The following is a 25,347-nucleotide window of genomic DNA, read 5'->3' on the forward strand; positions in this document are numbered from 1 at the left end:
GTGTTCTCTCCGAAGCTTATAATCCGCGGGGTTGGACCACCTGGCCGACAAACCGCCCGCTCGGCGCCTGGCCCACAATCTCTCCGTTTTCCATGACCAGGGCGCCCCGCAAAAAGGTCATGACCGGGATACCCTTGACCCGGCGTCCCTCCCACAGCGAGTAATCGGCTCGCGAGCGCATACGGTCCACGCCCAGCACGGCTTCTTTTTCAGGATCAATGACGACAATATCGGCGTCGGCGCCCAGGGTCAGCGCACCCTTCCTGGGGTAGACGCCGTACAGCTTGGCCGCGTTCTCGGACAAGACCTTGGCCAGCGTGACCAGATCAAGCCGTCCGGTGTTGATCCCCTCGTTGAACATCAGGGGCAGGGTGTCGGCTACCTGGAGGTTGATGCCGACCCGGCAATCCCAGAAGTCCCCGTCCGTCTTGAACGACGCCGAGTAGGTCAGGCTGTCCGTGCCGACCACCGACAGGCTGCCCTCTTGCAGACCCTGCCACAGGCGTTCCCGGTCGGTTGCAAACCGGATCGGGGGCTGGATTTTGGCCTTGCCGCCCATGCCTTTGGCGTCCATCTCGGGTGCGGTGGTGTTGAGAAAGCAGGCCACGGTCTCGCCCACGACATTCAGACCCTGGCTGCGCAGCTGCTTGACCGTCTCGACCGTATGGGCGGCGCTGATATGAACCGGATAGATGGGCACGCGCAGCTGGTTGGCAATCAGGCCATAGGTATAGACCTGGACGCTTTCGGCCCAGGCCGGGCTGGACTCGGCCCAGGCGGTGAGCTGGTCGGCGCGGCCCGTCTGCCGCAGTCGGTCAATCAGAATGCCCCGCACATAGGGGTCTTCGGCGTGAATCTTGGCAAAGGTCGGCGGCCCGCAGCGGGCCAGCTGCTCGCAGGCCTGGTGGAAGAAGGCCGGGGTGATGCCCTCGGGGTTCATACCGAAGGCCTCGGCCTGAGAACCGGCGTAGCCGGTGAAAAATTTATAGGACACGCCGCCCTTGTGGGCCACTTCCGGAATGTCGGCCACTTGGTCGAGGGTATTGACCACACAGGTGATCTTGAAATCGCACCACGAGTGGCCGGTCCCGCACTGCAGGGCCTGATCGAACAGCTGCGGCAGCGGCTCCTGGCCGATCAGGGTGGTGGTGGCGATTGTCGTCACCCCGCCGAGCAGACAGTCCTTGGTATCGCGCAGGAAATCCTCGGTCATGGCGTCATCGCCAAAGCGATCGGCAATGCCGAAGTGGACATGCGGATCGAAGGTGCCGGGGAAAATGATTTTTTCCCCTACGTCGATGGTCCGTTTTGCCTGGCCCAGACTCGGGCTGGCCCCCACGGCAACAATCTGTTCTCCCTCAATGGCGACGCCTCCCCGTATGACGCCGTTTGGAGTCACCACCAAGCCGTTCTTCAGGACGATGTCATGCGCCATGTGTGCTTCCCCCTTTTTCCCAGGCGGGGCGATTATCCCGCTACGCCTGGTCCGCTGTCAACACAAAGAAGACGCGCGCTAGTAGCTGACCTTCAGCAAAAACAGGCCCTGGGGCGGCGCCGTTTGCCCGGCCAGGGTCCGGTCGCGGGCGGCAAAGATCCGGGCGAAGCCCTCAACGCTCAGCCGGCCGCGCCCGACATCGTACAGGCTGCCGACGATATTGCGGACCATGTGACGGACAAAAGAGCGTGCCTCGACCTCATAGGCCAGCACCTGCCCGGCCCGCCTGACGCTGCTGCGCAGCACCGTCCGCACCGGGTCGTGCTCGACCGAGTCGGCGCCCTGAAAGGATGAGAAATCGTGTTGGCCGACCAGCAGACCGGCGGCCCGATCCATGGCGCCGATGTCGAGCTGCAGCGGCACGTGCCAGCTATAGCGGGCCCATACGGCCGAGCGGTCGGACCGGTTCCAGATCTGGTAGCGGTAGGTGCGGCTGTGGGCATCACGGCGGGGGTTGAAGGTCTCGCTGGTGGTTTCGAGTCGCCTGACGGCCATATCCGCGGGCAGCAGGGCGTTCAGGCTGTGTCGGAGCCGTCCAGGATCGCGTGGCTGGCTGGTGCGAAAGGCCACGACTTGGCCCAGGGCGTGCACCCCGGTATCGGTCCGGCCGGCCGCCCGCACCCGAATGGGCTCGTTGCAGAGACGGGCCAGGACGGCTTCCAGCCTGCCCTGGAGGGTTTCCGCGTTGGCTTGCAGCTGCCAGCCATGGTAAGCGGTGCCGTCGTATTCGAGAACGCATTTGTAGTGCATGGCGCGCGTCATCATAGCCAATTCCGGTGTGAGCCGACAGCGCTCGAACCGGTCTGTCTGTCGGATACCGGCTTGCAAATTCTCGACAAAATAGCATAGTCTTTCAGGCCGTTGCTCCAGCCGCCTGGAGCAGAACAGAAGGGAGAAGATATGGGTGTTTTATCCGGGTATAAGGTCGTTGAGTTTGCGGGCATTGGTCCCGCTCCGATGTGTGCGATGCTGCTCTCAGACATGGGAGCCGAGGTTCTGCGGATCGACCGGGCTGAGGATGCCAGCCTGGGCATCCCGACCGACGCGAAGTTCAATCTGCTGGGTCGCGGACGCCGCTCGGTGGCGCTCGATCTGAAGAAAGAGGACGGCACCGAGGTCGCCCTCAGGCTGGTCGGGCAGGCTGACGCGCTGATCGAAGGCTTTCGGCCCGGGGTGATGGAACGCCTGGGACTCGGACCGGACGTGTGCATGGCCCGCAACGAGCGCTTGGTCTACGGCCGCATGACCGGCTGGGGCCAGGAGGGGCCGCTCGCCCCGGCCGTGGGTCACGACATCAACTACATCTCCCTGGTTGGCGCCCTGCACTCGATCGGTCGCAAGGGTGAAGCCCCGGTGCCTCCGCTGAACCTGGTCGGCGACTTTGGCGGGGGCGGGGTGTATCTCGCTCTTGGCGTGGTCGGGGCGCTGTTGGAAGCCCACAGGTCGGGCAAAGGCCAGGTCATTGACGTGGCCATGATCGACGGCGCGGCGTCGCTGATGACGGCGATTTTCGGGCTGCGGGCGGCCGGCCGCTGGACCGACGAGCGGGGGGATAACATCCTCGATACCGGGGCGCACTATTACAACGTGTACGAAACCAGCGACGGCAAATACATCGGCATCGGCTCGATTGAACCCAAGTTCTACGCCGAACTCCTGCGGCTGACCGGTCTCGAGGGTCAGGAGCTGCCACGCCAGAACGACAAGACCGCCTGGCCGGACTTCAAGGACCGCCTGACGGCCATCTTCAAGACCAAGACGCGCGACGAATGGGACCAGATTCTGGAGGGCAGCGACGTGTGTTACGCGCCCGTCCTGAGCATGGAAGAAGCCCCCAATCATCCGCATAACAAGGAGCGCGGGACGTTCGTGGAGATTGACGGAGTGCCGCAACCCGCCCCGGCGCCGCGTTTCAGCCGCACGCCGAGCGCCATCCAACGGCCACCGGCCAACCCCGGCGAGCATACCGAGGAAGCCCTGATCGACTGGGGTTTTGAGACCGCAGATCTTGAGCGGCTGCGCACCAGCGGCGCGATCGGAGTCCGCGCTTAGCGCCGTGTGGACCGACCCGAACCGGTGAACGCCTTTTCTGGGAGCGCGACCGCTGCGTCAAGCTAGCGTCACGGCCGCGCTCCCAGACTCCAGGAACGATACGAGATTCTTCTGGCCCGATCTCAGAGATGGTGAGCTACGTATTCAGGCAGCCTGAGCGTGGCGGCCGCTGCCTCAGGCGTTCCCTTTCCACTTGAGTCCCTTGTCGAACAGGACAATAAAGAGTCCGATCAGAACAAGCACGCCGAAGACCGAGAATGCCACGGTAAATGGATTCATTGCCGGACCTCCATACCATCGAAGACATACCCTGTCCGATTTTCAGCGCAACGCCAAGATCCATCTCAAGCGGCAGCGGCCGACTTGGAAGACGCCTGCCGATAGATTGCTAAAGCTGACATGAGTCATGGTGCAATGAATAGACGCGGATTTTATACCATTGAGTCGCATGCCGGGACTGCGAGAGACTGCGCGGACAGACTTGCCGCCTTGATCCAGTCGTGGATGGAAGGGAACGACGCCGACGAGCAGGGGGAAACAATCGCATATCTCATCCATGCTCTGGACGAAGACCGGTTGTCTGACCGTAAGCTTTTCCCAAGAGAACTGAAAGGCAAGAGCTGGTGAGCCGGGTCATCCTGCTACCTGGAGAAAAGTGCCGCGCCGTGCGCCGTCTGTGCGGCTGGGCGTGGTGTGTCGTCGTGCTGCTGTGGGCGGCAGGTCTGAGCTACGGCCAGGACACAAGCGGCCGGCAAGAAGCCGGGCGGGTGTCCGCCGAGGCAACACAACGGATGCCGCTGATCACCGTCACCGAGCGCCGCCCGATCAGCGCGGCTACCGAAACACGCGTGCGCGAAAATGATTTTGCCGTCCGGCCGCATAACACGGCCTCGGAAATGCTGAATAATCTGCCCGGATTCGTGGCCGGCCAGCACGCCGGGGGCGGCAAAGCCATGCAATACTTCCTGCGCGGTTTTGATAATGACCACGGCACTGACGTGGCCATCAGCGTTGACGGTATCCCCGTCAATATGGTCAGCCATGCCCACGGTCAGGGCTATGCCGACCTGAATTTTTTGATCCCCGAAGTCGTCGAGTCCATTGATTACCGCAAAGGCCCGTATTTTGCGGACTCCGGGAATTTCGCCAACTCGGGCTCGGTCAACTTCATCACCAAAGACGATACTGTCGAAAATTCGCTCCGCGCCGTGGGCGGGTCGTTCAACACCATGCGCTATGTCGGCATCCTGTCGCCGCGCCTCGGTCCGGTGCAAAGCCTGATTGCCAACGAAGTCTACTTCACCGATGGGCCGTCCAAGCACGGCGAGCATTTCGTCAAATATAATTTCTTCGGCAAGTTTACCCTCAGGCCCAACCCACGCTCCAAGCTGAGTCTGTGGACCTCGCTGTATACCGGCGATTGGGACGCCTCGGGCCAGATCCCGCTCCGAGAGGTCAACAGCGGCCGACTGGACCGCTTCGGTTCGCTCGACCCGAGCGAGGGCGGACGCTCTGATCGGGAAAACGTGAACCTCATCTACACGGCCACCCCAAGCCTGGAGAAAAGCTGGTCCGTGCAACTCTACTTCAGCCGCTACCGGCTGCGCATGTTCTCGAATTTTACCTTTTTCAGCGGCGATCCGGTGCGGGGCGATGGCATTGAACAACTCGACACCCGGGTGCTGTTTGGCGGCCGAGCCCAGTATCGGCGCATGTGGACACTCGGCGGCATGCTGCTTGAGAGCAGCCTTGGTTTTGAGACGCGCAACGATAACGCCGATGTCGGCCTGTTCCGGCAGCAGCGCCGGCAACGGTTTTCTACCACCCAGAAAGTCGAGGTGTGGGAGAACGCTTTCAGCGGCTACACCCAGCACGAGCTGTTTTTGCGGGAGTGGCTGCGGTTCATCGTTGGTCTGCGCGGTGACTTCTTTGTCTTTGATGTTGACGGCCGGTCTCGGCCCGGCGCGACAGACGCCCCGCAGCTCCAGGGAGATGCGACCGACGGCATTGTCAGCCCCAAGGCCAGCCTGATCGTGTCGCCCTTTACCGACCCTGCGAGCCTCTGGCACCAGACCGACCTGTTTCTCAATTTTGGCATGGGCTATCATTCCAACGATGCCCGGGACGCGGTCCAGCCGGGGGGCAGCGGGCTGGCTCGCTCAAGCGGTGCGGAAATCGGGGCGCGCACCAATCTGTACAATCGGATCGAGTTGGCCGCCTCGCTGTGGTGGCTTGACCTGGGCAGCGAGCTGGTCTTTGTGGGTGACGAGGGCACGACCGAACAGCGCGGTCCCACCCGCCGCTGGGGCGTGGATGCTGAGGTCCGGGCCGAAGTCTTGCCCTGGCTGCTGCTCGACTATGATCTGACCTATGCCGATCCCCGCTTTCGCGTCACCGGCGAGGCCATTCCCCTGGCGCCGACCCTGCTGATGAACGGGGGGCTGACGGCCTACCCGGCCGAGAATCTGTCTGCCGCCCTGCGGGTGCGCTTCCTGGACGACCGGGCCGCCAATGAAGACCGCAGCGTGATTGCGCGGGGTTATAGCCTGATTGACCTGCTCCTGCGTTACCGCTGGCGCAACATTGAGCTGTCTTTTGATGTACTCAACCTGGCCGACACCGACTGGCGGGAAACGCAGTTTGCCACGGAATCCTGTGTGCGGCGCGAACTCGGCCGAGACAGCCGGTGTCCGCGCCGCGGTGGCGGACCGGGGATTCTGGACACGAATGTGGTGTCCGGCTACGGCATCAATGTCCGTGGCGGACTGACCGTGTTTTTCTAGAGGGTGTTATACACTTTTTTGCTGCGATTAATTTTCCTCAGAGAAATCACTGACTTGCAGGAGCTACCTCAGCAAGTGGTATTGTGCGGTCCTGTGAAAAACCTGCAGAAAACCAACAGCTTGTCAGAAGTTACTAACACGCTCTGGAGGGAGGATTGACAGCCGCATTCTAAGAGTGCGATACGGCACGCAAGTCCCGTTGTAGACAGGAGGCTTGTATGTCATTGCGGTCACATCCGGAAGAGCACGTCGCAGCCCTGCAGAATCGGCTCGCCTACACCGAACGTCTCAAACAGCTGATGAACCGCATCCACGCGGCCCAAAATATCGACCAGCTGCTGATCAGCCTGCAAGACGACATGCTGACCCTGTTTGAGGCCGAGCATCTCACCCTGTACGCCGTGGATTACGACACGCGTGAACTCTACTCCCGGTTTCTGGATCTGGACAGCATCCAGGAAATCCGCCTGGACCTGAACGAGGCCAGCATTGCCGGGTTTGTCGCCCGCAGCAAACGCACGGTCAATCTGGCCGACGCCTACGATAGTGCCGAGCTGGCCCGTCTCCACCCGGCCCTGCGCTTTGACCGCTCCTGGGACGAAAAAACCGGGATTCGGACTCGACAAGTCCTGACGCTTCCGGTGTGTGGTTCGGACGGCGCGTTGACCGGTGTGCTGCAACTGCTCAACAAGACGGGCGCGGCGCGTTTCTCCCAGGCCGACGAGGAAAAAGTCGGCGAGCTGGCCCGCACGCTGGGCATTGCGTTGCACAACCAGTACCAGCTGGCCAAGCGCCAGCCCCACAAGTTCGACTCCCTGCTGGCCGCCGGCCTGCTGAGTCAGGACGAGCTGAACGAGGCAAAAGACCGGGCGCGGCAGTCGGGTCGCAGCGTGGAGGCCGTCCTGCTCGAACGCTACAAGGTCAGCAAACACGAACTCGGCCGCTCGCTGAGCCAGTACTACGGCTGTCCTTTTCTCGAACCCAGCCCGCAGCTGGTGATTGACGCCGACCTGGCCAGGAAGATCAGCGTCAACTATCTGCAAAGCAACGACTGGCTGCCGCTCCAGGCGACCGATACCAGCGTCGAAATCCTGACCAGCCAGCCCCACTCGGTCCAGTACCGCCACGATATCCAGCGGCTCTTCCCGGGCCTCAAGATCGCCTACCGGATCGGCCTGGTCGAGGACATCCGCGAAATCAGCCGGGCTCTGGTCGGCGAACGCGAGCCGGCGGCCGGCGGGGACTCGCTCCAGGCTATTCTGCGCCAGCTGGCGGCGGAATCGCCGACCCACACCCCGACCGACGAGGGGCCCGACGAGAACGACAGCGCGGTCGTCCGGCTGGTCAACCGCATGATCGGCGAAGCCTATCAGCAGGGCGCCTCGGACATCCACCTCGAACCCTATGGCGAGCAGAAAGAAACCCTGATCCGCTTTCGGGTTGACGGCCGCTGTCACGAATACCTCAAGGTTCCGGCCCAGTACCGTCGTCCCCTGGCCTCGCGCCTCAAGATCATGGCCAACCTCGATATTGCCGAGCGGCGCAAGCCCCAGGACGGCAAGCTCAAGTTCCGTCTGCCGACCAGAGAGATTGAGCTGCGGGTGGCCACAATTCCGACCGCCGGCACCGACAACGAGGATGTCGCCCTGCGCATTCTGACCGCCGGCGAGGCGCTGCCCCTGGACAAGATTCAGATGGCGGACGCCAACCTCACAGCCTTTCGAGCCCTGCTCGACAAGCCCTACGGCCTGATCCTGTGCTCGGGTCCGACCGGCTCGGGAAAAACGACCACCCTGCACTCGGCGCTGGGCGCCATCAATACGCCCGACAGAAAAATCTGGACTGCGGAAGACCCGGTCGAGATCACCCAGTACGGCCTGCGCCAGAGCCAGGTCCAGCCCAGAATCGGCTACGACTTTGCCGCAGCCATGCGCTCCTTTTTGCGCGCCGACCCGGACGTCATCATGGTCGGCGAAATCCGGGATCGGGAAACCGCCCGGATCAGCATCGAGGCGTCCCTGACCGGTCACCTGATCCTGAGCACCGTGCATACCAACAGTGCCGCCGAGACCATCACCCGCCTGCTCGAAATGGACATGGACCCGTTTCATTTTGCCGACGCCCTGCTCGGCATCCTGGCTCAGCGCCTGGCCCGGACCATCTGTGCGGACTGTAAAGAACCCTACCGGCCGTCCGGGCAGGAGTACGAGGCCCTGGCCGCAGGCTATGGTCCGGCCGCGTTCGCCGAGCTGGACCTGCCCGACACCGCCGACTTCGTGCTGTACCGGGGGCGCGGCTGCGAGGCGTGTCAGCACACCGGATACAAGGGACGCCTGGGGCTGCACGAACTCCTCGTCGCCAGCGATGATATCAAACGCCTGGTCCACAGCCGCGCCACCGCTGCCGAACTCCGCCAGGTCGCGCTGGCCCAGGGCATGACCACCCTGGTTCAGGACGGCATTCGCAAAGTCCTCCAGGGCTGGACCGATTACAGCCAGGTACGGGCGGTGGCCCTACGCTAGAGCGTTTCACGTTAGGCTGTAGCCCCGCCGTTCCGCTCTCGTCAGGCCGGACGTGATCCGGCATTCCCTGCTTCGACTTCGCTCCGCTCCGCTCAGCATGAACGGGTAACGCGCCTGAAGTCGAAGGGCGACACAGCATCGTGAAGTGCGCTAGCCCGCCCCCAAACCCTACTTTCAGCAGCCCCGGCTTTTCGCTATGCTGCCCCGACTTGGGGAGCACTTATGAGAAATACCGGTAGGACCTGTTCGGTGGGGCTGGGTGTGGGCATCCTGTTCAGTCTGCTCGCCTCTTCGGCCTGGGCGATCTTTGTCGACGAGGCCGAGACCATTCGCTTCAACGGCCGGATGTATAACCGGACGGCCATGGCGGTCGAGAGCGCGGCCGACAACACCCGCATTCAGACGCCGTATAACAGCTGGAACATGCTGCAAAACCGGACCTTCGTTCAGATGGAGCTGCGTCACAACCTGACCGATCTGATCATGGGCCGGTCTGACGGTCCGCTGGCTGCGGTCCAGTCCCTGCTGAGTCCCCTGGGCTTTCTGGCGCCCGACGATTTCGAGTATTTCGTGACCTATCGCGGCGAGTACGACGGGGTGTGGGACTTTGGCCCGGACGTGTTCAGCGAGCGCTTTCCGCTGCTGAGCGACTGCGGACCGGCGAGCAAGGTCAAACAGAAACAGCCCCAGGCCTTCGGCTGTAGCCAGGTCGATACGCGCCGACGCCGGCGCAGTCGGCACCGGCTGTTTGAGGCCTATATCAACTATACCAAGGGGCCCCTGTTTGTCCGCCTCGGCCGCCAGAACCTGTCGTGGGGCGAGACCGACGTGTTCCGCCTGATGGATCAGATCAATCCCCTGGACGCCAGCTTTGGCGGCTTTCTGGTCACCCTGGACGAGCGGCGCATCCCGCTCGACATGCTGCGGGTGGTGTACGGCCTGGGCGGTGTCGGGCCGCTGTCGGAACTCAACCTGGAGGGCTTTATGGTCGTGGACGACGAGGTCTCCACGCCCACCCCGGCCGGTTCGCCGTGGTCCACGCCCAACCCGGCCGGTATTCGGTCTGCCCTCAAAAAACCGGCCCGCAATTTCACCGACCTGCGGGGCGGTGGACGCGTCGTCGGCGTGTGGGGCGATTTCATGTTCACCGTGGCCCACTACTACACCTATCTCGACGGGGCGACAGGCCGCGTGGTTACCCCGACCGGCGATTCGCCGCTCAGGCTCAGCGAGTTCCGCGAGGCGGGTCGGCAGGGTGAAGTCGGGCGCTACCTGTTTGATAATTTTCAGACCAATATCCTGTTTCCCAAGGTCCAGATCAGCGGGGCAAGCCTGACCTTTGGTCTGCCCAGCCTGTCGGCCATCGTGCGCAGCGAGTTTGCCTACTTCTACGCCGAGCCGTTTTTCAAGAACGCGTCCCCGACTCAGCTGCTCGGGCCGATTGCCGACCCGGACAACTTTGCCCTCACCCCCGGTTACAGCCAGGTCGCCTGTCCGTCCTCGGTCAGCAACGACGTGTGCCTGCGCTACAAGAGCGACATCGACCGCTCAGACGTGATCCGCTGGGCGGTGGGTATGGACATGGACCGCTATATCCAGCTGCTCAATCCCCAGCAGTCGTTTGTGCTCAGCGGTCAGATTTTCGGCACCCATATTCTGGACTTTAACGATACCAAGCTCAGCTCGGTCAGAGACAGCTTCGGCTTTGGCCACTTCGCCGTTCCGGTTCTCGATCCGAACCGAAGGAATACGTCCTTTGTGAACATGGACCAGCATCAGCTGATCAATACCCTGTCCATCTCAACCGCTTACCGCTCGGGCGCGATCTCGCCGGCCCTGGTCTTCCTATACGACTGGCAGGGCGCGTGGCTGGTGCAGCCGGGCATTACCTTTACCCGCGACCCGTTCCGTTTCATTATCCAGTACAACTACATCGACGGACAGTATAACGGCATCGGCTTTTTACGTGACCGCGACAACCTGATCGTGCAGCTCGAGGTGGTCATCTGAACAGGAGGACAAGACGATGGGTCTGCGCACACCCGAACAGTACAAAGACGCCCTGAGGGACGGCCGCGAGGTCTATTATCGGGGAGAGCTGGTGCCCGATGTCACCGCCCATCCGGTCATCGGCAAGGCGGTCAACCACGCCTGTATCGACTATCAGATGGCCGAAGACCCCCGCTACCGGGATCTGGCCGTGATCAGCGACCCCGACCTGGGCGACTATTCGCGCTTCTATCATATTCCCCGCAATACCGAGGATCTGCTGCAACGCAGCCGTCTGATTGCGGCCAGCACCCGCGAGGGCGCGACCCTGGTCGTGCTGATTAAAGAGATCGGCACCGACGCCCTGTTTGCCCTGCATGTTGTGGCCGAAGAAATGGCCAAGCGCGGTAAGCCCGAATACAAGGAACGGGTTCGCAAGTATTACGAGCTGTGTCGCGACCGGGACTACGGCGTGGCCGTGGCCCAGAGCGATGTCAAGGGCGACCGGGGGCTCGGCCCCCAGGGTCAGGCGCACGACGACTACTACCTGCGGGTGGTGGAAGAGCGCGCGGACGGCATTGTGGTGCGCGGTGCCAAGACGCATACCTCGGTCCTGACCAACACCGACGAGGTCATCGTCCTGCCGACCCGAGCGATGAAACCGGACGACGGCGCCTACTCCGTGGCCTTTGCCCTGCCGGCCGCAACCAAGGGGCTCAAGCTGCTGGCCAGCTCCTACGGTGGGACGCCAAGAGACCCGTTTGAGTTTCCGATCAGCGCCAGTCATAAAATGATGGAAACGCTGACGGTTTTTGACGATGTGTTCGTGCCCTGGGAGCGCGTGTTCCTGAACGGCGAAACCGAAGCGGCCGGCTTTCTGGCCCTGACCTTTGTCAAATTCCATCGCTTCACCGCAGTATCGTATAAACTGCCCCTGCTGGAACTGCTGGCCGGCGCGGCCCAGGCGATTGCCGAGTACAACGGCATTGAACGGGCCGGCCATATCCGGGAGAAGCTGACCAAGCTGGCGACCTATCACGCCACGGTCCAGGGTCTGATTTTCGCCGCCGCCCATAACCACGAAATCGTGGCACCGGACATTGCGGTGCCGAACACCCTGCTGACCAACGTCGCCAAGTACCAGTTCGCCTCGAACTATCACACTGCGGTGCAGATGGTGCAGGACGTGAGCGGCGGTCTGCTGGTCACCGGCCCGGCGGTCGAGGACTGGCGCAGCGAGGCGACCGGGCCGTATCTGGAAAAATACTACGGCGGCAAAAAAGGCACCTCGGCCGAAGAGCGCGTCCGGCTGCTGAACCTGATCTCTGACCTGACGGCCGGTGACTATGGCGGCTATCAGGAGGTGCTGGCCGTCCACGCCGAGGGTTCGCTGGAAGCCGAGAAACTCCAGACCTACCGCGAATACGACTTTGCGACCGCCGCCGACTATGCCCGGGAGCTGGCCGGAATCAAGAAGTAGGAGCGGGCAGCGGCCGCAGTGCTACTGAGACGCAGCGCTCAGGCTGCATACCGAAGCACCTCTAATTCCGCCGTGCTATCGGTGCGCACGAGGAGCATCTCAACACGCGCCATGACCGTGTCCTCGATGAGATATTCGCGGCAGGACGCGCATTGCAAGACCGGCAGTTGCTTGAGGATGACGATGCGCTCCTCGGAAAGTTTGAACGGCAAATTGGTCAGTGCCGAAATCATACGATCGCCACACACGCCACACTTCATGGGTTTCTCCTTCGGGTCTTATTGACGTGGTAGGTCCAGAAAATCCGGCCATCACGAAGGCACCGCCGAATAAACGCGACAGGATCATCGGGAAGCTGTCGTTCAGCCATAGCTCAAATCTAGCTGGGGTTTGCAGTAGACTTACTCCACTGTCACACTCTTGGCCAGGTTGCGGGGCTGGTCGACATCGGTGCCGCGGTACAGGGCAACATGGTAGGCCAGCAGCTGAAGCGGAACCGTCAGCATGATGGGCATCAGCAGGTGGTGGGTGCGGGGGACCTGAACGATTTCCCAGGCAATATCCTCCAGCTCGGGCGACGGCGCGTCGGTCAGGGCGATGATCCGTCCGCCACGCGCCTCGACCTCTTTCATGTTGCTGAGCGTCTTGGCGTACACGGCGTCTTTGGGAAGCAGCACGACCACCGGCAGCTGGTCGTCAATCAGCGCGATGGGGCCGTGTTTCATCTCTCCGGCCGGATAGCCCTCGGCATGGATGTACGAGAGTTCCTTGAGCTTGAGCGCCCCTTCGAGCGCGATGGGATAATTCACCCCACGCCCCAGGTATAGGAAATCGTCGGCGTGGCCATATTTTTTGGCGATTTTTTCAACGCTACGCTCTTTATTCAGGAGCTGTTGGACGAGAGCAGGCAGATTGACCAGGTCTTCGAGGAGCCGCTGACCGGTGGCTTGGTCGAGAACGCCGCGGCGTCGGCCAAGATACACCGCCAGCAGGTAGAGCGCCGTGACCTGGGTCGTAAACGCTTTGGTTGAGGCGACGCTGATCTCCGGTCCGGCGTGGGTATAGACGACCATGTCGGCCTTACGCGGGATCGAGGCGTCGACCACATTACAGACAGTGAGGGTTGTGGCCCCAGCCGTCCGGGCATACTCCAGCGCCGCCAGGGTGTCGGCCGTTTCGCCCGACTGCGACACGGTCAGGACCAGGCTGTCGGCGTCAAGGGGTGGATTGCGATAGCGGAATTCACTGCCGTAATCGACCTCGGCCGGAATACGGGCCAACTCTTCCAGGAAAAACTTGCCCAGCAGACAGGCGTGCCAGGCCGTGCCGCAGGCCAGCAGCGCAACGCGTTTGATCGAGTCCAGGACCCGGCCGTGAGCCTCGAGTTCGCCCAGCCACACATGCCCCTCCTCGGCTCGGATGCGGCTCCGCATGGTATCGATAATGGCCTGCGGCTGCTCGTGAATCTCCTTGAGCAGGAAGTGCTTATAGCCCTCCTTCTGGGCGGTCAGCGCGTCCCAGCTCACATGGCGTGGCGCACGTTCGACCGGCTGACCGTCAAAGTTGGAGAAGCGGACTCCCCCACGGCTGACCTCGGCCAGGTCGCCGTCGTCGAGGAAAGCAACCTGGCGGGTATAGTCCAACAGGGCCGGGATATCGGACGCAATGAAGTTCTCGCCCTCCCCCAGACCGACAACAATGGGCGTCGCGTTCTTGGCCGCAATAATGGTATCGGGCTGGCTCTCGCACAGGGCGACAATGGCAAACGAGCCGGCCAGGCGTTTCAGGGCGGCCCGGGTGGCCTCGGCAAAAGTCAGTCCGTCCTGGATATGCTGGTCGATGAGATGCGAGATCACCTCGGTATCGGTCTCCGAGCTGAAGCGTCGACCCCGGGCGAGCAGTTCGTGGCGCAGCTCCAGATAGTTTTCAATAATGCCGTTGTGGATGACCACCACCTGTCCGGCCCGGTGCGGGTGGGCGTTCTCCTCGGACGGTCGTCCGTGGGTGGCCCAGCGGGTATGGCCCACGCCGACCGTGCCCTGGACCGGCTCGGCGCGCAGGACGTGGTCGAGGTTCTCCAGCTTGCCGACCGAGCGCCGCAGCACGATCCCGTTGCCGGCCACCGCCAGCCCGGCCGAGTCATAGCCCCGGTAGGCCAGACGTTGCAGCCCCTGGTACAACAGCGGGGCAGCCTGACGGTGGCCGACATAACCGATGATGCCGCACATGTCCCTGGTCCCTAGCCGTCGGTGTCTTTTTTCTCGGCCTGTTTGTCTGTCTCTCTGGCCCGCTTTGCCGCAGTCCAGCCCTCGCGCGTGTGTTGTTGACGGGGGTTGAACACCAGCGCTCCGGCCGGCACATCACGACGCACGGTGGTGGCGGTGGCGATGTACACATCGTCATGAACGGTAATCGGGGCGACCAGGGTGGTATCGGAACCAACCTGGACTCGGTCGCCGATCCGGGTCCGGTGCTTGCGGAAGCCGTCGTAGTTGCACGTAATTGTGCCAGCCCCAATATTGGCGTCTCTGCCGATCTCGGCGTCCCCGATATAGGCCAGGTGCTTGGCCTTGGTGTGTTGGCCGATGACCGACTTCTTGACCTCCACGAAATTCCCCACCTCGGCCTCGGGGGCCAGCACGGCCTGACCGCGCAGATGACAAAACGGTCCGGCCGAGCTGCGGTCGGCCAGCTGGCTGTCGGACAGGACGACCGAAAACAAGACGTGGACATCGTCGCCGATCTGGCAATTCTCGATATACGCGCTGCCGTCGATCCGGCACCGGGCTCCGATCCGGGTCCGGCCCTTGAGCTGGGTGTTGGGCCCGATGACCGTATCCTGGCCGATGGTCACGTCTTCGTCAAAATAGACCGTCTGGGGGTCTTCCAGAGTCACCCCGCGGGCCATCCACTTTTTACGCAGCTGCTCCTGTTTGGTGTGTTCCATAGCGGCCAGATCCTCTCGGGAATTCACCCCACCAAGCTCTCCGGCGTCTTGCGCCAACACCGCCCGGCTGGGCAGCCCAGCCCCCACGGCCTGAGCGACGATATCGGTCAGATAGTACTCGGCCTGCGCATTGTCGGGCCGCAGGGCGCGCAGGGCGGGAAACAGAAACGCGGCCTGCGCACAATAAATGCCCGAGTTGATCTCATTGATGCGCCGTTCCTGGGCGGACGCGTCGCGCGCTTCCACAATCCTGCTCAGCCGACCGTCCGGCGTCCGCACCACCCGACCGTAATCGGCCGGGTCGGGCACACGCGTGGTGAGGACTGACACGGTCGCCCGCGTCGTCCGGTGGTCGTGAACAAAGTCGGCCAGGGTCGGCGTGGTCAGCAGCGGTGTATCGCCACACACGATCAAGACCTGCCCCTGCCAGTCAACAAACGCCGGCTGAGCGGCCAGCACCGCATCACCAGTGCCGCGCTGTTGGGGCTGAACGGCGAACCGGACATCCGCACCGCCACACGCCTGCCGCACCGCGTCGGCCTGGTGGCCGACGACGACGACCAGGCGCTCGGGGTGCAGACGCTGGGCGGCACGGATGATGTGAGCCACCAGGGGTTTGCCCGCCACGCGGTGTAGGACCTTGGCCTGTGCGGAACACATCCGCTTTCCCAGGCCGGCGGCGAGAATGACAATGCCGAGCTGACTATCCTGAGCGATATTCCACCCCACCCGTGAGACAGGTTCTGGGGAAGGTGCCGGTCAGCCCTCCCCGTCCGCCTGGCGCCTCGCCACACCTAGTCTTCAACCGAGTCTTTGGCCTGCGGCTGGCGTGACGGCAGGCTGTCGAACCAGGGCAAGACCAGGGTGTCGTTGATGGAGTAGGTATAGGCGTGGCCCCAGTCGGGCAGCTCCTTATACTCCACCTTGGTAAAGGCGCTCTTCTGGAGCAGTTCGTAGGCCATCTGTGCGGTGGCAACCGGAAACATGAAATCCTTGCCGCCGTGGACGATATAGATCGGCAAATCCTTGGCCTTGTCCAGATTGAACATGCCGACGATCATGCCGGCCGCAGCAATCGGCGCGGCGCCGGCAAACAGCTTGGGACAGCTCAGCCCGATCGCATAGCTGAACGAGCCGCCGTCAGACAGGCCGCTGACAAACAGCCGGCCAATGTCGATACTGTACTCGTCGAGCAGGGTCTCGACCATCGACAGAATAGAACGGATATCAACCCCCGGTCGCTGCAAGGACCACGTTCCGCCCAGGGACTTGGGCGACAACAGCATATAGCCCGCGCTCTTGGCCGCCCGCAGCCAGGTCAGCAGGTAGTCGTCCCCACGACCATGCCCACCGTGCAGGGTAATCACCAGGGGCCAGGACCGGCTCGGGTCGTAATATTCGGGTACGTACAGCGAATACTCGGCGTGCTTGTCGGTACTCGGCCGGTGGATGACCCCGGTCTGGGCTTCAACGCCCGCAACCGGCGTCTCCAGCTCGTCCCAACGCGCCAGGGCGTCCGGCAGCACCCAGTATTCCCGCAGCTTCGGCAGCTCGGCGCGTAGCTCGTACAGGGCGTATTTGCCGAGCGAGAAGGCGCGACGGCTCTGCATATAGGCGACAATGAAGTTCGCCTCGGAGCCGGTCAGAAAAGAGGTGTAGGCGTCCTCCAGCTGTTCCAGGGCTTCCAGCCATTTCTTGTGGAAGGCTTCACCGCCGTCCGGCACTTCGAGGCCCTCGAGTTCGGCGTTCAGGGGGGGGAAGATATCGCCCCCGACCCGGTCAAACACGTCTTGCTTGGCCTGCTTGATCTGACCCAGATGCATGTGTTCTTGCAGCCACTCGAAAGCCCGCAGGAAGACCAGGATTTTTTCTTCCTGAGCACTGATGATGGCCCGATAGTCTTCTGCTGCAATCGCCATACGGCCCTCCTTGTGTGAGGCAAAGCTAGCCTCCCCTCCATACAGTTGCAAGAGGCACACCCATATGCCAAGGTAGCCGCGCCATGAAGACCGCCAAAAACGCGACCGAGCGGGCTGCTCGCGAGTTGCTGCGCCGTCTCCCGGCGGTTGAAAAGCTGGTCTCATCGTCCGATTTCCACCCTCTCCTCCAACGCTACCAGCGAGGCTATATCACACACACCGTCCGCGACGTACTGGCCGGTCTGCGCCAAGACATCCTGGACGGCTCGCTGAGCGAGGAGCTGACCCAGTCGGCCATTGCCCACAGGGTCAGGCAGCGGCTGGCCGAGGCCGAGCAATCGCCCCTGCGCTCGGTTATCAACGCCACCGGCACCGTGCTGCACACCAATCTGGGCCGGGCGCTGCTGGCAAAAGCGGCGGTGGACGAGGTCGTCCGCGCGGCCACCACGCCAGTGACTCTGGAGTACGATCTGAGCGCGGCCGGGCGCGGCGACCGCGATGCTCTCATTGAGGCCGATCTGTTAGCCCTGACCGGTGCCGAGGCGGCCACCGTTGTCAACAATAACGCCGCAGCCGTGCTGCTGGCCCTGAATTCCGTGGCCGAAGGCAAAGAAGGTATTGTCTCACGCGGTGAGCTGATCGAGATTGGCGGTGCGTTTCGGATTCCCGACGTGATGCGCAAAAGCGGTGTCGTGCTGCGCGAGGTCGGCACCACCAACCGCACCCACGCCCACGACTACGCCGAGGCGATTGGACCCGAAACCGGCGTGCTGTTGAAAGTCCATCCGAGCAATTACCGGATCGTCGGTTTCAGCAGCGAGGTCAGCCTCGGCGATATCGTCGCCCTCGGTCACGCCCACCAGATTCCGGTCATGGAAGACCTGGGCGCCGGGGCGCTCATCGACCTGTCCGACTATGGCCTGCCCAGAGAACCGATTGTGTCCGAGCGGGTGGCGACGGGTGCCGAGCTGGTGACCTTCAGCGGCGACAAACTGTTAGGCGGCCCGCAGGCCGGGCTGATTGTCGGCCGCCGGGAGTGGATTGCGCGTATTAAAGCCAACCCGCTGAAACGCGCCCTGCGGCCCGACAAGCTGACCCTGGCCGCCCTCGGCGCAACGCTGCGGCTGTACCGCCAGTCGCCGTGTCTGAGCGTCGAGCTGCCAACCCTGCGCTGGCTCACCCGACCCGTGGCAGAGCTGGACGCGCTTGCCGCCCAGGCCGTGCCGCTCTTGCACGGGCGGCTGGGCCGCGACTTCCGCATCACGCTCGAAGACGCCACGGCTCAGATCGGCAGCGGCGCCCTGCCCGAGGAGAGCCTGCCCAGCCGGGCGCTTGTGATTCGCCATCCCCGGCTTTCGGCCGAGCATATCGCGGCCCGGTTTCGCGCCGCGCCCACGCCCATCCTGGGCCGGATTCGGGACGACGCCTTCATGTTGGATTTGCGGGGCGTCTTTCAGCCCCACGAACTGGTCCCTGCCGCAGCGCAGGCCGACTGAACGAGACTGGCGGAGAAGGGATGGAGTCGAACCATCCGCGCAACTTACGCCACGCAACTCGGTTTTGAAGACCGGTGCGGCCACCGGGCCACATCCTTCTCCGTCGGGGAAGAGAGTATAGGGTTTTTCGGTCGGAATAAAAAGCCGGGCCGGCCGGCAAGCAGACGTCGGGACCTTGACCAGCCGGCCATATCTTGATTTCCAACCGGGTAGCGCGAAGGAGTTGGAAGCGATGCCAAGTACCAAGCCCCCGAGTGGGATGCGCGATTATCTGCCCGAGGCCGTGTCCAGACGCCGCTATGTGGTGGCGACCATAGAGGAGGTGTTTCAGCGCCACGGCTTTGTGCCGCTCGAAACGCCGGCGATTGAGAACCTGTCCACCCTGCTCGGCAAATACGGCGAGGAAGGCGACCAGCTGTTGTACCGGCTGCTGCACCGGGGGGATAAGCTGAGCCGGGCGCTGGCCGAGCCCTCGGTCGATACGGCCGCCCTGGCCGAGCTGGGCCTCCGCTATGACCTGACCGTCCCGCTGGCCCGCGTGGTAGCCCACTACGGCCAGCAGCTGCCGCGCTTTTTCAAGCGCTATCAGATCCAGCCGGTGTGGCGCGCCGACCGGCCGGCCAAGGGACGCTTTCGGGAGTTCTACCAGTGCGATGTCGATATGACCGGCACCAGCTCGCCGCTGGCCGAGGTCGAGGTCATGAATGCCGTGTGCGGCGCGCTGCTGGCCCTCGGCTTTGCCGGCTTTGCCGTCGCGCTGAACCACCGCGCGCTCTTACGCAGCCTGATTGAGGCGGCCGACATCGAGCCTGCTTTGGAAGGCTCGGCCCTGATTGCCCTGGACAAGCTGGATAAAATCGGCCCAGCCGGGGTGCGCGAGGAATTGACCCAACGCGGCATGAGCCAAGCGTCGGCAGAGCGGCTGCTGGCCCTGACGACCGGCACCGAGCAGGCCGACAACACCCGTATCCTGCGTGAGCTGCGCGCCGCCCTCACCTCGCCCGAGGCCCGGCGGGCGCTCGATGAGCTGGACACGCTTTTGGCGCTCAGCGCCGACACCCCGGCCGGTCCGCTGCTGCGTCTCAGCCCGGCCCTGGCGCGGGGTCTCAGCTATTACACCGGCCCGATTTTCGAGATCATTTCGCCGGATTTCAGCGGCTCGCTGGGCGGCGGCGGTCGCTACGACAACCTGGTCGGCATGTTCAGTGGCAAACAGGTGCCGGCGGTTGGTTTCTCGCTGGGCCTGGAGCGGATTCTGCTGCTGATGGAAGACGGCCGCATGTTCCCCGACCTCCAGCTGCGGGCCCAGGTCATGGTGTGTCCGCTGCCCGACACGCCGCTGGCTGCGGTGACGGGTCTGGCAGCCCGGCTACGCCAGGCCGGGATTACCGTCGAGCTGTATCCAGAACAGGCAAAACTCGGCCGCCAGCTGTCTACCGCCGACAATCTGCATATCCCCTACGCCCTGATCATCGGACCGGACGAGGTGGCCCGGCAGACCTACAGCCTCAAGAATCTGGCCACCGGACAGCAGGACAGCCTGGACGAGGCGGGCCTGATTGCCACCCTGGGGCAGATCGGAAAATAGAGGCACAACGATGCGGGTCACGGTTCTGGGCGCGGGCGACGCCTTCAGCAGCGGCGGTCAGCGTCAGAGCGGCTATCTGGTCGAAACCGACAGCGCCACGTTTTTGCTGGACTGCGGCACGACCACGCTGCTGGCGCTGAAAACGCTGCGGATTCCGGCCAATCGGATCGACTTCGTGGCCATCAGCCATCTGCACGGCGACCACTTCGGCGGCCTGCCCTTTCTGTTCCTCGAATACCTGTACGAGCAGCCGCGCAGCCGTCCGCTGCACATCGCCGGACCGCCGGGCATACAGGAACGCGTCCTGGCCCTCCACCGCGTCATGTACGGCGAGCTGTCCACCCGCAATCCGTCCTTTGGCCCGGAATTTCACCAGCTCCCGCCGGGCCGACCGGCCCGGGTGTGTCAGGTCGAGCTGTTGCCTTTTCGCGTTCCGCATCAGGTAGACGAGATTTCCCTGGGCTACCGGGTGGCGGTTGACGGCAAATCACTCCTGTACTCCGGCGACTGTGGCTGGAACGAAGACCTGGTTCGCCACGCCCAGGGCACGGACCTGTTTATCTGCGAGTGCTGCTTTTTTGAGACCCGGACCTCGTATCACATCAGCTATCCGCAGCTGGCCGAACACGCCCCCCGCCTGGACTGCAAACGCCTGCTGCTCAGCCATCTCGGCCGCGAGGTCTTGGAACGTCTGCCCCAGCTCAGGCTGGAGTGCGCGACCGACGGCTTGGTGCTCGAGGTGTAGCGAAGCCCGGCTGCGTGGCGCAAGACCGGCCGCTCAGCCGCCCGACAACAGGCGTCCCAGCGCGGTCCACAGCTGAAACAGGCCCAAGGCTGACACCACCACCACGACCAGCGTGCCTAAGAGATTGGCCAGCCAGCCGTTGGTGTGCTCGCCCAGGAGTTCCCGGCGGTTCATCACGATCAGCAGGAAGACGGCGACGGCCGGCAGCAGCACGCCATTGATCGCCTGGGCGACAATAATCACTGCCACCGGACTCTGGCCGACCACCGCCAGCCCTGTTCCAATCAGCACGATCACGCCCCACACCGCCCGCAGCCGCCAGCTGCGTAAATCGCGCGGCCAGCCCAGGATGCCGGCCGTGGCGTAGGCCGCGGCCAGGGGAGCCGTCATGGCGCTGGTGATGCCGGCACACACCAGGCCGGCGGCGAAAAAAGACCGGGCGGCCGAACCGAGCAGCGGCGTCAGCTGGTCGGCCATTGCCCCGACATTGTCCAGCGGGATGCCGCGAACGAAGAACGCGCCGGCGGCCGTTGAGACAACCGCCAGAGTTACCACGCCCCCAATCGACACCGACAGCCAGGTATCACGCCTGGCGATGCGCAGCGCTGTCGGCTGAGGCAGTCCGTCGGCCCAGCGTTCCCGCACCGCCTCGGCGTGCAGGAACAGGTTATAGGGCACGACCGTCGTGCCAATCAGGGCCACAATGAGCAGCACGGAGTCGGCGGGCAGACTCGGCCAGGCCGCACCCCGGATCAGTTCGTCCACAGAAGGACGGGCCAGCACGGCGGCCAGGACAAACACCAGGCTCATACCCAGCACCAGGACGAGCAGGCAGCGCTCAATCGCCCGATAGGTTCCCAGGGCCAGCAGGCAGACGACCAACAGCCCGGTGCCCAGCGCCCACAGCTGGGAAGGACCCCCGCTCAGCAGCGCCAGACCGGCGGCCGCTCCGGTGATATTGCCGGTTTCAAAGGCCGCATTGCCGCCACCAATACCAACCACGACCAGAGCGCACACGGGTAGCCGCAGACGCGAGTCGGCAAAGACCGTCCGCAGGGCTTGGCCAAGACCCCGACGGCTGACAAGGCCCAGCCGGGCGGCCATCTCCTGGAGGACAATAGTGGCCAGGACCGAAAAGATGAGCGCCCACACCAGGCTATAGCCGAAGCGGGCGCCGGCCAGGCTGGCCGTTGTCACCGTGCCCGGCCCGATAAAGGCGGCCACGACCAGAAAACCCGGGCCGTAGTGTTTCATGCCAGACTACCAGCCGGCCATATCTTTTTTGGCAATGATTTGGGTCGGCGTGACCCACACGATCAGTTCTCCCGGCACGACGTGGGGATGGCCGTCGGCCCTGACCGTGACGCACTGGGCGGTGCGCGCCTGCTCGCGCGGAAAGGTCCAGACTTCGCCGGACGGCATGCGTTTCATGCCCGGACTATGGCCGATTTCTTCTGACGAAGAAAGGCAGGAATGGGCCAGCGCCCGCGCGCGGAAAATTCTGGACTAGGGGCGGGTTTGACCCCCCCTACCCGCCTGGTGAATGGCGTCTTATCCAGTCTTGCTCCCTCAGCCTTGCCCCCTCTTCCCGACCCATAGTAGAGTCAGCCCGGCTGCCCACGGTCGGAGGCGAAGGAGGAGACACCATGGCACGACCGGTCCGCCACAACATGATTGGCCTGCTGTTCTGCAGCTCGGTCGTCAACTACATCGACCGGGTCAATATCTCGGTTGCCGCCCCGGTCATCATGGCCGTCACCGGCTGGGATAAAGATCGCTTCGGACTGGTCTTCTCGGCCTTTCTGGTCGGTTATGCGCTGTTCCAGATTCCCGGCGGCCTGGTGGCTGATCGCTGGAGCGCCCGCAAGGTGTTGGCCGTGGCGTTTTGCGGCTTTTCACTGTTCACCGCCCTGACTCCGCTGGGCCAGCTGGGCTTTGTGCTATTCCTCAGCATGCGCTTCCTGGTCGGGGCGTTTGAGTCCCTGACCTTTCCGGCCCTGACCTCGCTCAACTCGCGCTGGATTCCACGCACCGAGTTCGGCCGGGCTCAAACGATCAGCATCTCGGGTATCACCGTCGGCCAGATGATCGCCTATCCGCTGACGACCTGGATCGTCGTTCAGTTCAGCTGGCCGAGCGTATTTTATTTTAACGCCGTGCTCGGCTTTGTGTGGGCTGCGGTATGGCTGTGGTACGCGACCGACACGCCCCGCGAACACCCGCGCATCAGCCAGGCCGAACGGGACTATATCGAGTCCAACCTGTCGCCCAAGCCGAGCGATCCGCTACCCATCCGCACCCTGTTTCGCAGCCTGCCGCTGTTGACCGTGTGCCTCAGCTATATGGGCTATGCCTACATCGGCTGGATGTTCCTGTTCTGGTTTCCGACCTATCTGGTCGAAGGCCGCGGGATGTCGCTGGCAACCATGGGCCTCATGGGCGTCCTGCTGCACGGGGCGGGCTTCCTGGGCATTATCGGCGGAGGCGCGGTGTCGGACTGGCTGCTGCGCAAGGGCTGGAGCGCCCAGTTCGCCCGGGCCCGGCTGGCCGGGTTCGGGGTCGGGCTGTCCCTGCCCTTTCTGCTCGGCGCGGCCGTGGTGCCCTCGACCACGCTGTGCGTCTTGTTTCTGATCGTCTTTTACTTCTTTTTTGCCAGCGCGGTGGCCGGCTATACGACCGTGTCGATTGAGTTCAACCCCCACTTTGCCGGAGCAATCTTTGGCATGATCAACTGCCTGGGCAGTTTTGCCGGCATCTTCGGTCCGATGACCGCCGGCTTCATGCTGGCCGGCGGAGGAAACTGGACCCTGCCGTTTTTTATCGCCACCGGAGTCGGCTGCGTGTGTACGGCCATCCTGCTGGTTGTGCCGATTCGGCCGATTGCGTTTGCCGGCTTCTCCGTTTCAGAAAGTGAAGGACGGCAGGCCGAGGCCTGAGAATACGACCCATATTTGACTTCAATGCGGCTATTTCCTAAGGTAGCGGGCGCTGACAAGATCGCCCCACGGCGTGCCACGGAAGGAGCCCGAACATGGATTTTGAATATTCGCCCAAGGTTGAAGAGCTACGCCAGAAAGTCCAGGACTTCATGGACGAGTACGTCTACCCCAACGAAAAAACGTATCACGAGCAGCTCGACAGCCAGGGTAATCGGTGGCAGATTCCGCCCGTTCTGGAGGAACTCAAGCAACAGGCCAAGGCCCAGAACCTGTGGAACCTGTTCCTGCCCGAGAGCGATTACGGCTATGGCCTGAGCAACCTGGAATACGCGCCGCTGGCCGAGATCATGGGCCATGTGCACTGGGGGTCCGAGGTGTTCAACTGCTCGGCCCCGGATACCGGCAACATGGAAGTCCTGTCACGCTACGGCACCCAGGAGCAGCAGGACCGCTGGTTGCAGCCCCTGCTGAACGGTGAGATCCGCTCGTGCTTTGCCATGACCGAGCCGGCGGTCGCCTCGTCCGACGCGACCAATATCGAGTCGAGCATCGTGCGCGACGGCGACGAGTATGTCATCAACGGCCGCAAATGGTGGTCGTCGGGCATGGGCGACCCGCGCTGCCAGGTCATCATCTTCATGGGCAAGACCGATCCCGACAACCCGAGCCGCTACTTGCAACAGTCGCAGATCCTGGTGCCGCGCGACACACCGGGCATCAATATCGTTCGTATGCTGTCGGTGTTCGGCTATGACGACGCGCCCCACGGCCATGCCGAGGTTGAGTTCGAGGATGTCCGGGTACCGGCCTCAAACATGATTCTGGGTGAGGGCCGGGGCTTTGAAATTGCCCAGGGCCGGCTGGGCCCGGGCCGGATCCACCACTGCATGCGGCTCATCGGGCAGGCCGAGCGCGCCCTGGAGAAAATGTGCAAACGGACTAAGTCACGCGTCGCCTTCGGCAAGCCGGTTTCAGAACGGACGGTGACCCAGGAGCGGATCGCCGAGGCCCGCATCTCCATTGAGCAGGCCCGGCTGCTGACGCTCAAGGCCGCCCACATGATGGACACGGTTGGCAATAAGGCCGCCCGGGCCGAAATTGCGATGATCAAGGTCGCCGCGCCCAATATGGCCCTCAAGGTGATCGACTGGGCCATGCAGGCCCACGGCGGCGGCGCGGTGGACGAAGAGTTCGGCCTGGCCAAAGCCTATGCCCAGGCGCGGACCCTGCGCTTTGCCGACGGCCCGGACGAGGTCCACCGCAACCAGATCGCACGCCTGGAGCTGCGCAAGTACGACGCATAGTCCCGTCCCTAGAGCATTTTCACGCTATCTTGAGTCATGGCCGGCTGGGCGCCGTCATCAGGGGCTGCTTCGGACGGGTAACCTGGGA

Annotated in this window: 18 protein-coding genes and 1 tRNA gene; 10 read left to right on the plus strand and 9 right to left on the minus strand. The window is 63.3% G+C overall.

What is annotated here, in order from left to right; translation table 11 throughout:
- Nucleotides 1-16: 16 nt before the first annotated feature.
- Nucleotides 17-1,435, minus strand: a complete 1,419-nt coding sequence (locus J4F42_03815; GenBank protein ID MCE2484614.1) for an amidohydrolase family protein — start codon at nt 1,433-1,435, stop codon at nt 17-19.
- A gap of 78 nt (nt 1,436-1,513) precedes the next feature.
- Nucleotides 1,514-2,245 carry a tRNA pseudouridine(38-40) synthase TruA gene (gene truA / locus J4F42_03820; protein MCE2484615.1) on the minus strand — a complete coding sequence of 244 codons (732 nt, stop codon included), beginning with the start codon at nt 2,243-2,245 and terminating at the stop codon, nt 1,514-1,516.
- Nucleotides 2,246-2,395: 150 nt separating this feature from the next.
- On the opposite strand from truA, the gene J4F42_03825 reads away from it, so the two are divergent.
- The 5 genes from J4F42_03825 (at nt 2,396) to J4F42_03845 (ending at nt 12,321) form a co-directional block, all read left to right on the plus strand.
- Nucleotides 2,396-3,547, plus strand: a complete 1,152-nt coding sequence (locus tag J4F42_03825) for a CoA transferase (protein ID MCE2484616.1) — start codon at nt 2,396-2,398, stop codon at nt 3,545-3,547.
- A 623-nt stretch (nt 3,548-4,170) separates the two neighbouring features.
- Nucleotides 4,171-6,330 carry a TonB-dependent receptor plug domain-containing protein gene (locus J4F42_03830; protein ID MCE2484617.1) on the plus strand — a complete coding sequence of 720 codons (2,160 nt, stop codon included), beginning with the start codon at nt 4,171-4,173 and terminating at the stop codon, nt 6,328-6,330.
- A 218-nt stretch (nt 6,331-6,548) separates the two neighbouring features.
- Nucleotides 6,549-8,852, plus strand: a complete 2,304-nt coding sequence (locus J4F42_03835; GenBank protein ID MCE2484618.1) for a GspE/PulE family protein — start codon at nt 6,549-6,551, stop codon at nt 8,850-8,852.
- Nucleotides 8,853-9,074: 222 nt separating this feature from the next.
- Nucleotides 9,075-10,862, plus strand: coding sequence for a DUF1302 family protein (locus J4F42_03840; GenBank protein MCE2484619.1), 1,788 nt, complete (start codon nt 9,075-9,077; stop codon nt 10,860-10,862).
- A gap of 16 nt (nt 10,863-10,878) precedes the next feature.
- A complete protein-coding gene (locus J4F42_03845; GenBank protein MCE2484620.1) occupies nt 10,879-12,321 on the plus strand; it encodes a hypothetical protein in 1,443 nt (480 codons plus the stop codon).
- 38 nt (nt 12,322-12,359) lie between these two features.
- On the opposite strand, the gene J4F42_03850 is transcribed toward J4F42_03845, so the two are convergent.
- The 4 genes from J4F42_03850 to J4F42_03865 all read right to left on the minus strand — a co-directional run bounded on the left by J4F42_03850 (nt 12,360) and on the right by J4F42_03865 (nt 17,187).
- Nucleotides 12,360-12,581 (minus strand): YgiT-type zinc finger protein, encoded by a 222-nt coding sequence (locus J4F42_03850; GenBank protein MCE2484621.1) that lies wholly within the window; start codon nt 12,579-12,581, stop codon nt 12,360-12,362.
- 141 nt (nt 12,582-12,722) lie between these two features.
- Entirely contained in the window at nt 12,723-14,549 is a 1,827-nt protein-coding gene (gene glmS, locus J4F42_03855) for a glutamine--fructose-6-phosphate transaminase (isomerizing) (GenBank protein MCE2484622.1), read from the minus strand.
- A gap of 11 nt (nt 14,550-14,560) precedes the next feature.
- Nucleotides 14,561-15,928, minus strand: a complete 1,368-nt coding sequence (glmU, locus tag J4F42_03860; GenBank protein MCE2484623.1) for a bifunctional UDP-N-acetylglucosamine diphosphorylase/glucosamine-1-phosphate N-acetyltransferase GlmU — start codon at nt 15,926-15,928, stop codon at nt 14,561-14,563.
- A 134-nt stretch (nt 15,929-16,062) separates the two neighbouring features.
- Nucleotides 16,063-17,187 (minus strand): hypothetical protein, encoded by a 1,125-nt coding sequence (locus J4F42_03865; protein MCE2484624.1) that lies wholly within the window; start codon nt 17,185-17,187, stop codon nt 16,063-16,065.
- Between the two features lie 83 nt (nt 17,188-17,270).
- Between J4F42_03865 and selA the strand changes: the two genes are divergently transcribed.
- Nucleotides 17,271-18,683 carry an L-seryl-tRNA(Sec) selenium transferase gene (gene selA / locus J4F42_03870; GenBank protein MCE2484625.1) on the plus strand — a complete coding sequence of 471 codons (1,413 nt, stop codon included), beginning with the start codon at nt 17,271-17,273 and terminating at the stop codon, nt 18,681-18,683.
- Nucleotides 18,684-18,690: 7 nt separating this feature from the next.
- On the opposite strand, the gene J4F42_03875 is transcribed toward selA, so the two are convergent.
- Nucleotides 18,691-18,785: transfer RNA gene (locus J4F42_03875), tRNA-Sec, on the minus strand.
- A gap of 130 nt (nt 18,786-18,915) precedes the next feature.
- Here J4F42_03875 and hisS point away from each other — a divergent pair.
- Complete coding sequence (gene hisS / locus J4F42_03880) at nt 18,916-20,271, plus strand: histidine--tRNA ligase (GenBank protein ID MCE2484626.1); 1,356 nt, start codon at nt 18,916-18,918, stop codon at nt 20,269-20,271.
- Nucleotides 20,272-20,281: 10 nt separating this feature from the next.
- Complete coding sequence (locus tag J4F42_03885) at nt 20,282-21,016, plus strand: MBL fold metallo-hydrolase (protein ID MCE2484627.1); 735 nt, start codon at nt 20,282-20,284, stop codon at nt 21,014-21,016.
- 33 nt (nt 21,017-21,049) lie between these two features.
- On the opposite strand, the gene J4F42_03890 is transcribed toward J4F42_03885, so the two are convergent.
- Together J4F42_03890 and J4F42_03895 are read right to left on the minus strand one after the other, a co-directional pair.
- Nucleotides 21,050-22,270 (minus strand): Nramp family divalent metal transporter, encoded by a 1,221-nt coding sequence (locus J4F42_03890; GenBank protein ID MCE2484628.1) that lies wholly within the window; start codon nt 22,268-22,270, stop codon nt 21,050-21,052.
- Between the two features lie 6 nt (nt 22,271-22,276).
- The gene (locus J4F42_03895) at nt 22,277-22,438 is read right to left on the minus strand and encodes a hypothetical protein (GenBank protein ID MCE2484629.1); all 162 of its coding nucleotides are present in this window, start codon (nt 22,436-22,438) and stop codon (nt 22,277-22,279) included.
- Between the two features lie 224 nt (nt 22,439-22,662).
- On the opposite strand from J4F42_03895, the gene J4F42_03900 reads away from it, so the two are divergent.
- Both J4F42_03900 and J4F42_03905 read left to right on the plus strand, forming a co-directional pair.
- A complete protein-coding gene (locus J4F42_03900; GenBank protein MCE2484630.1) occupies nt 22,663-23,952 on the plus strand; it encodes an MFS transporter in 1,290 nt (429 codons plus the stop codon).
- 95 nt (nt 23,953-24,047) lie between these two features.
- Nucleotides 24,048-25,259: an acyl-CoA dehydrogenase family protein gene (locus tag J4F42_03905; GenBank protein MCE2484631.1), complete on the plus strand. Its 1,212-nt coding sequence runs from the start codon at nt 24,048-24,050 to the stop codon at nt 25,257-25,259.
- The last annotated feature ends 88 nt before the right edge of the window (nt 25,260-25,347 follow it).

This window comes from Desulfurellaceae bacterium, from assembly GCA_021296095.1.
GTDB lineage: Bacteria > Desulfobacterota > Binatia > Bin18 > Bin18 > JAAXHF01.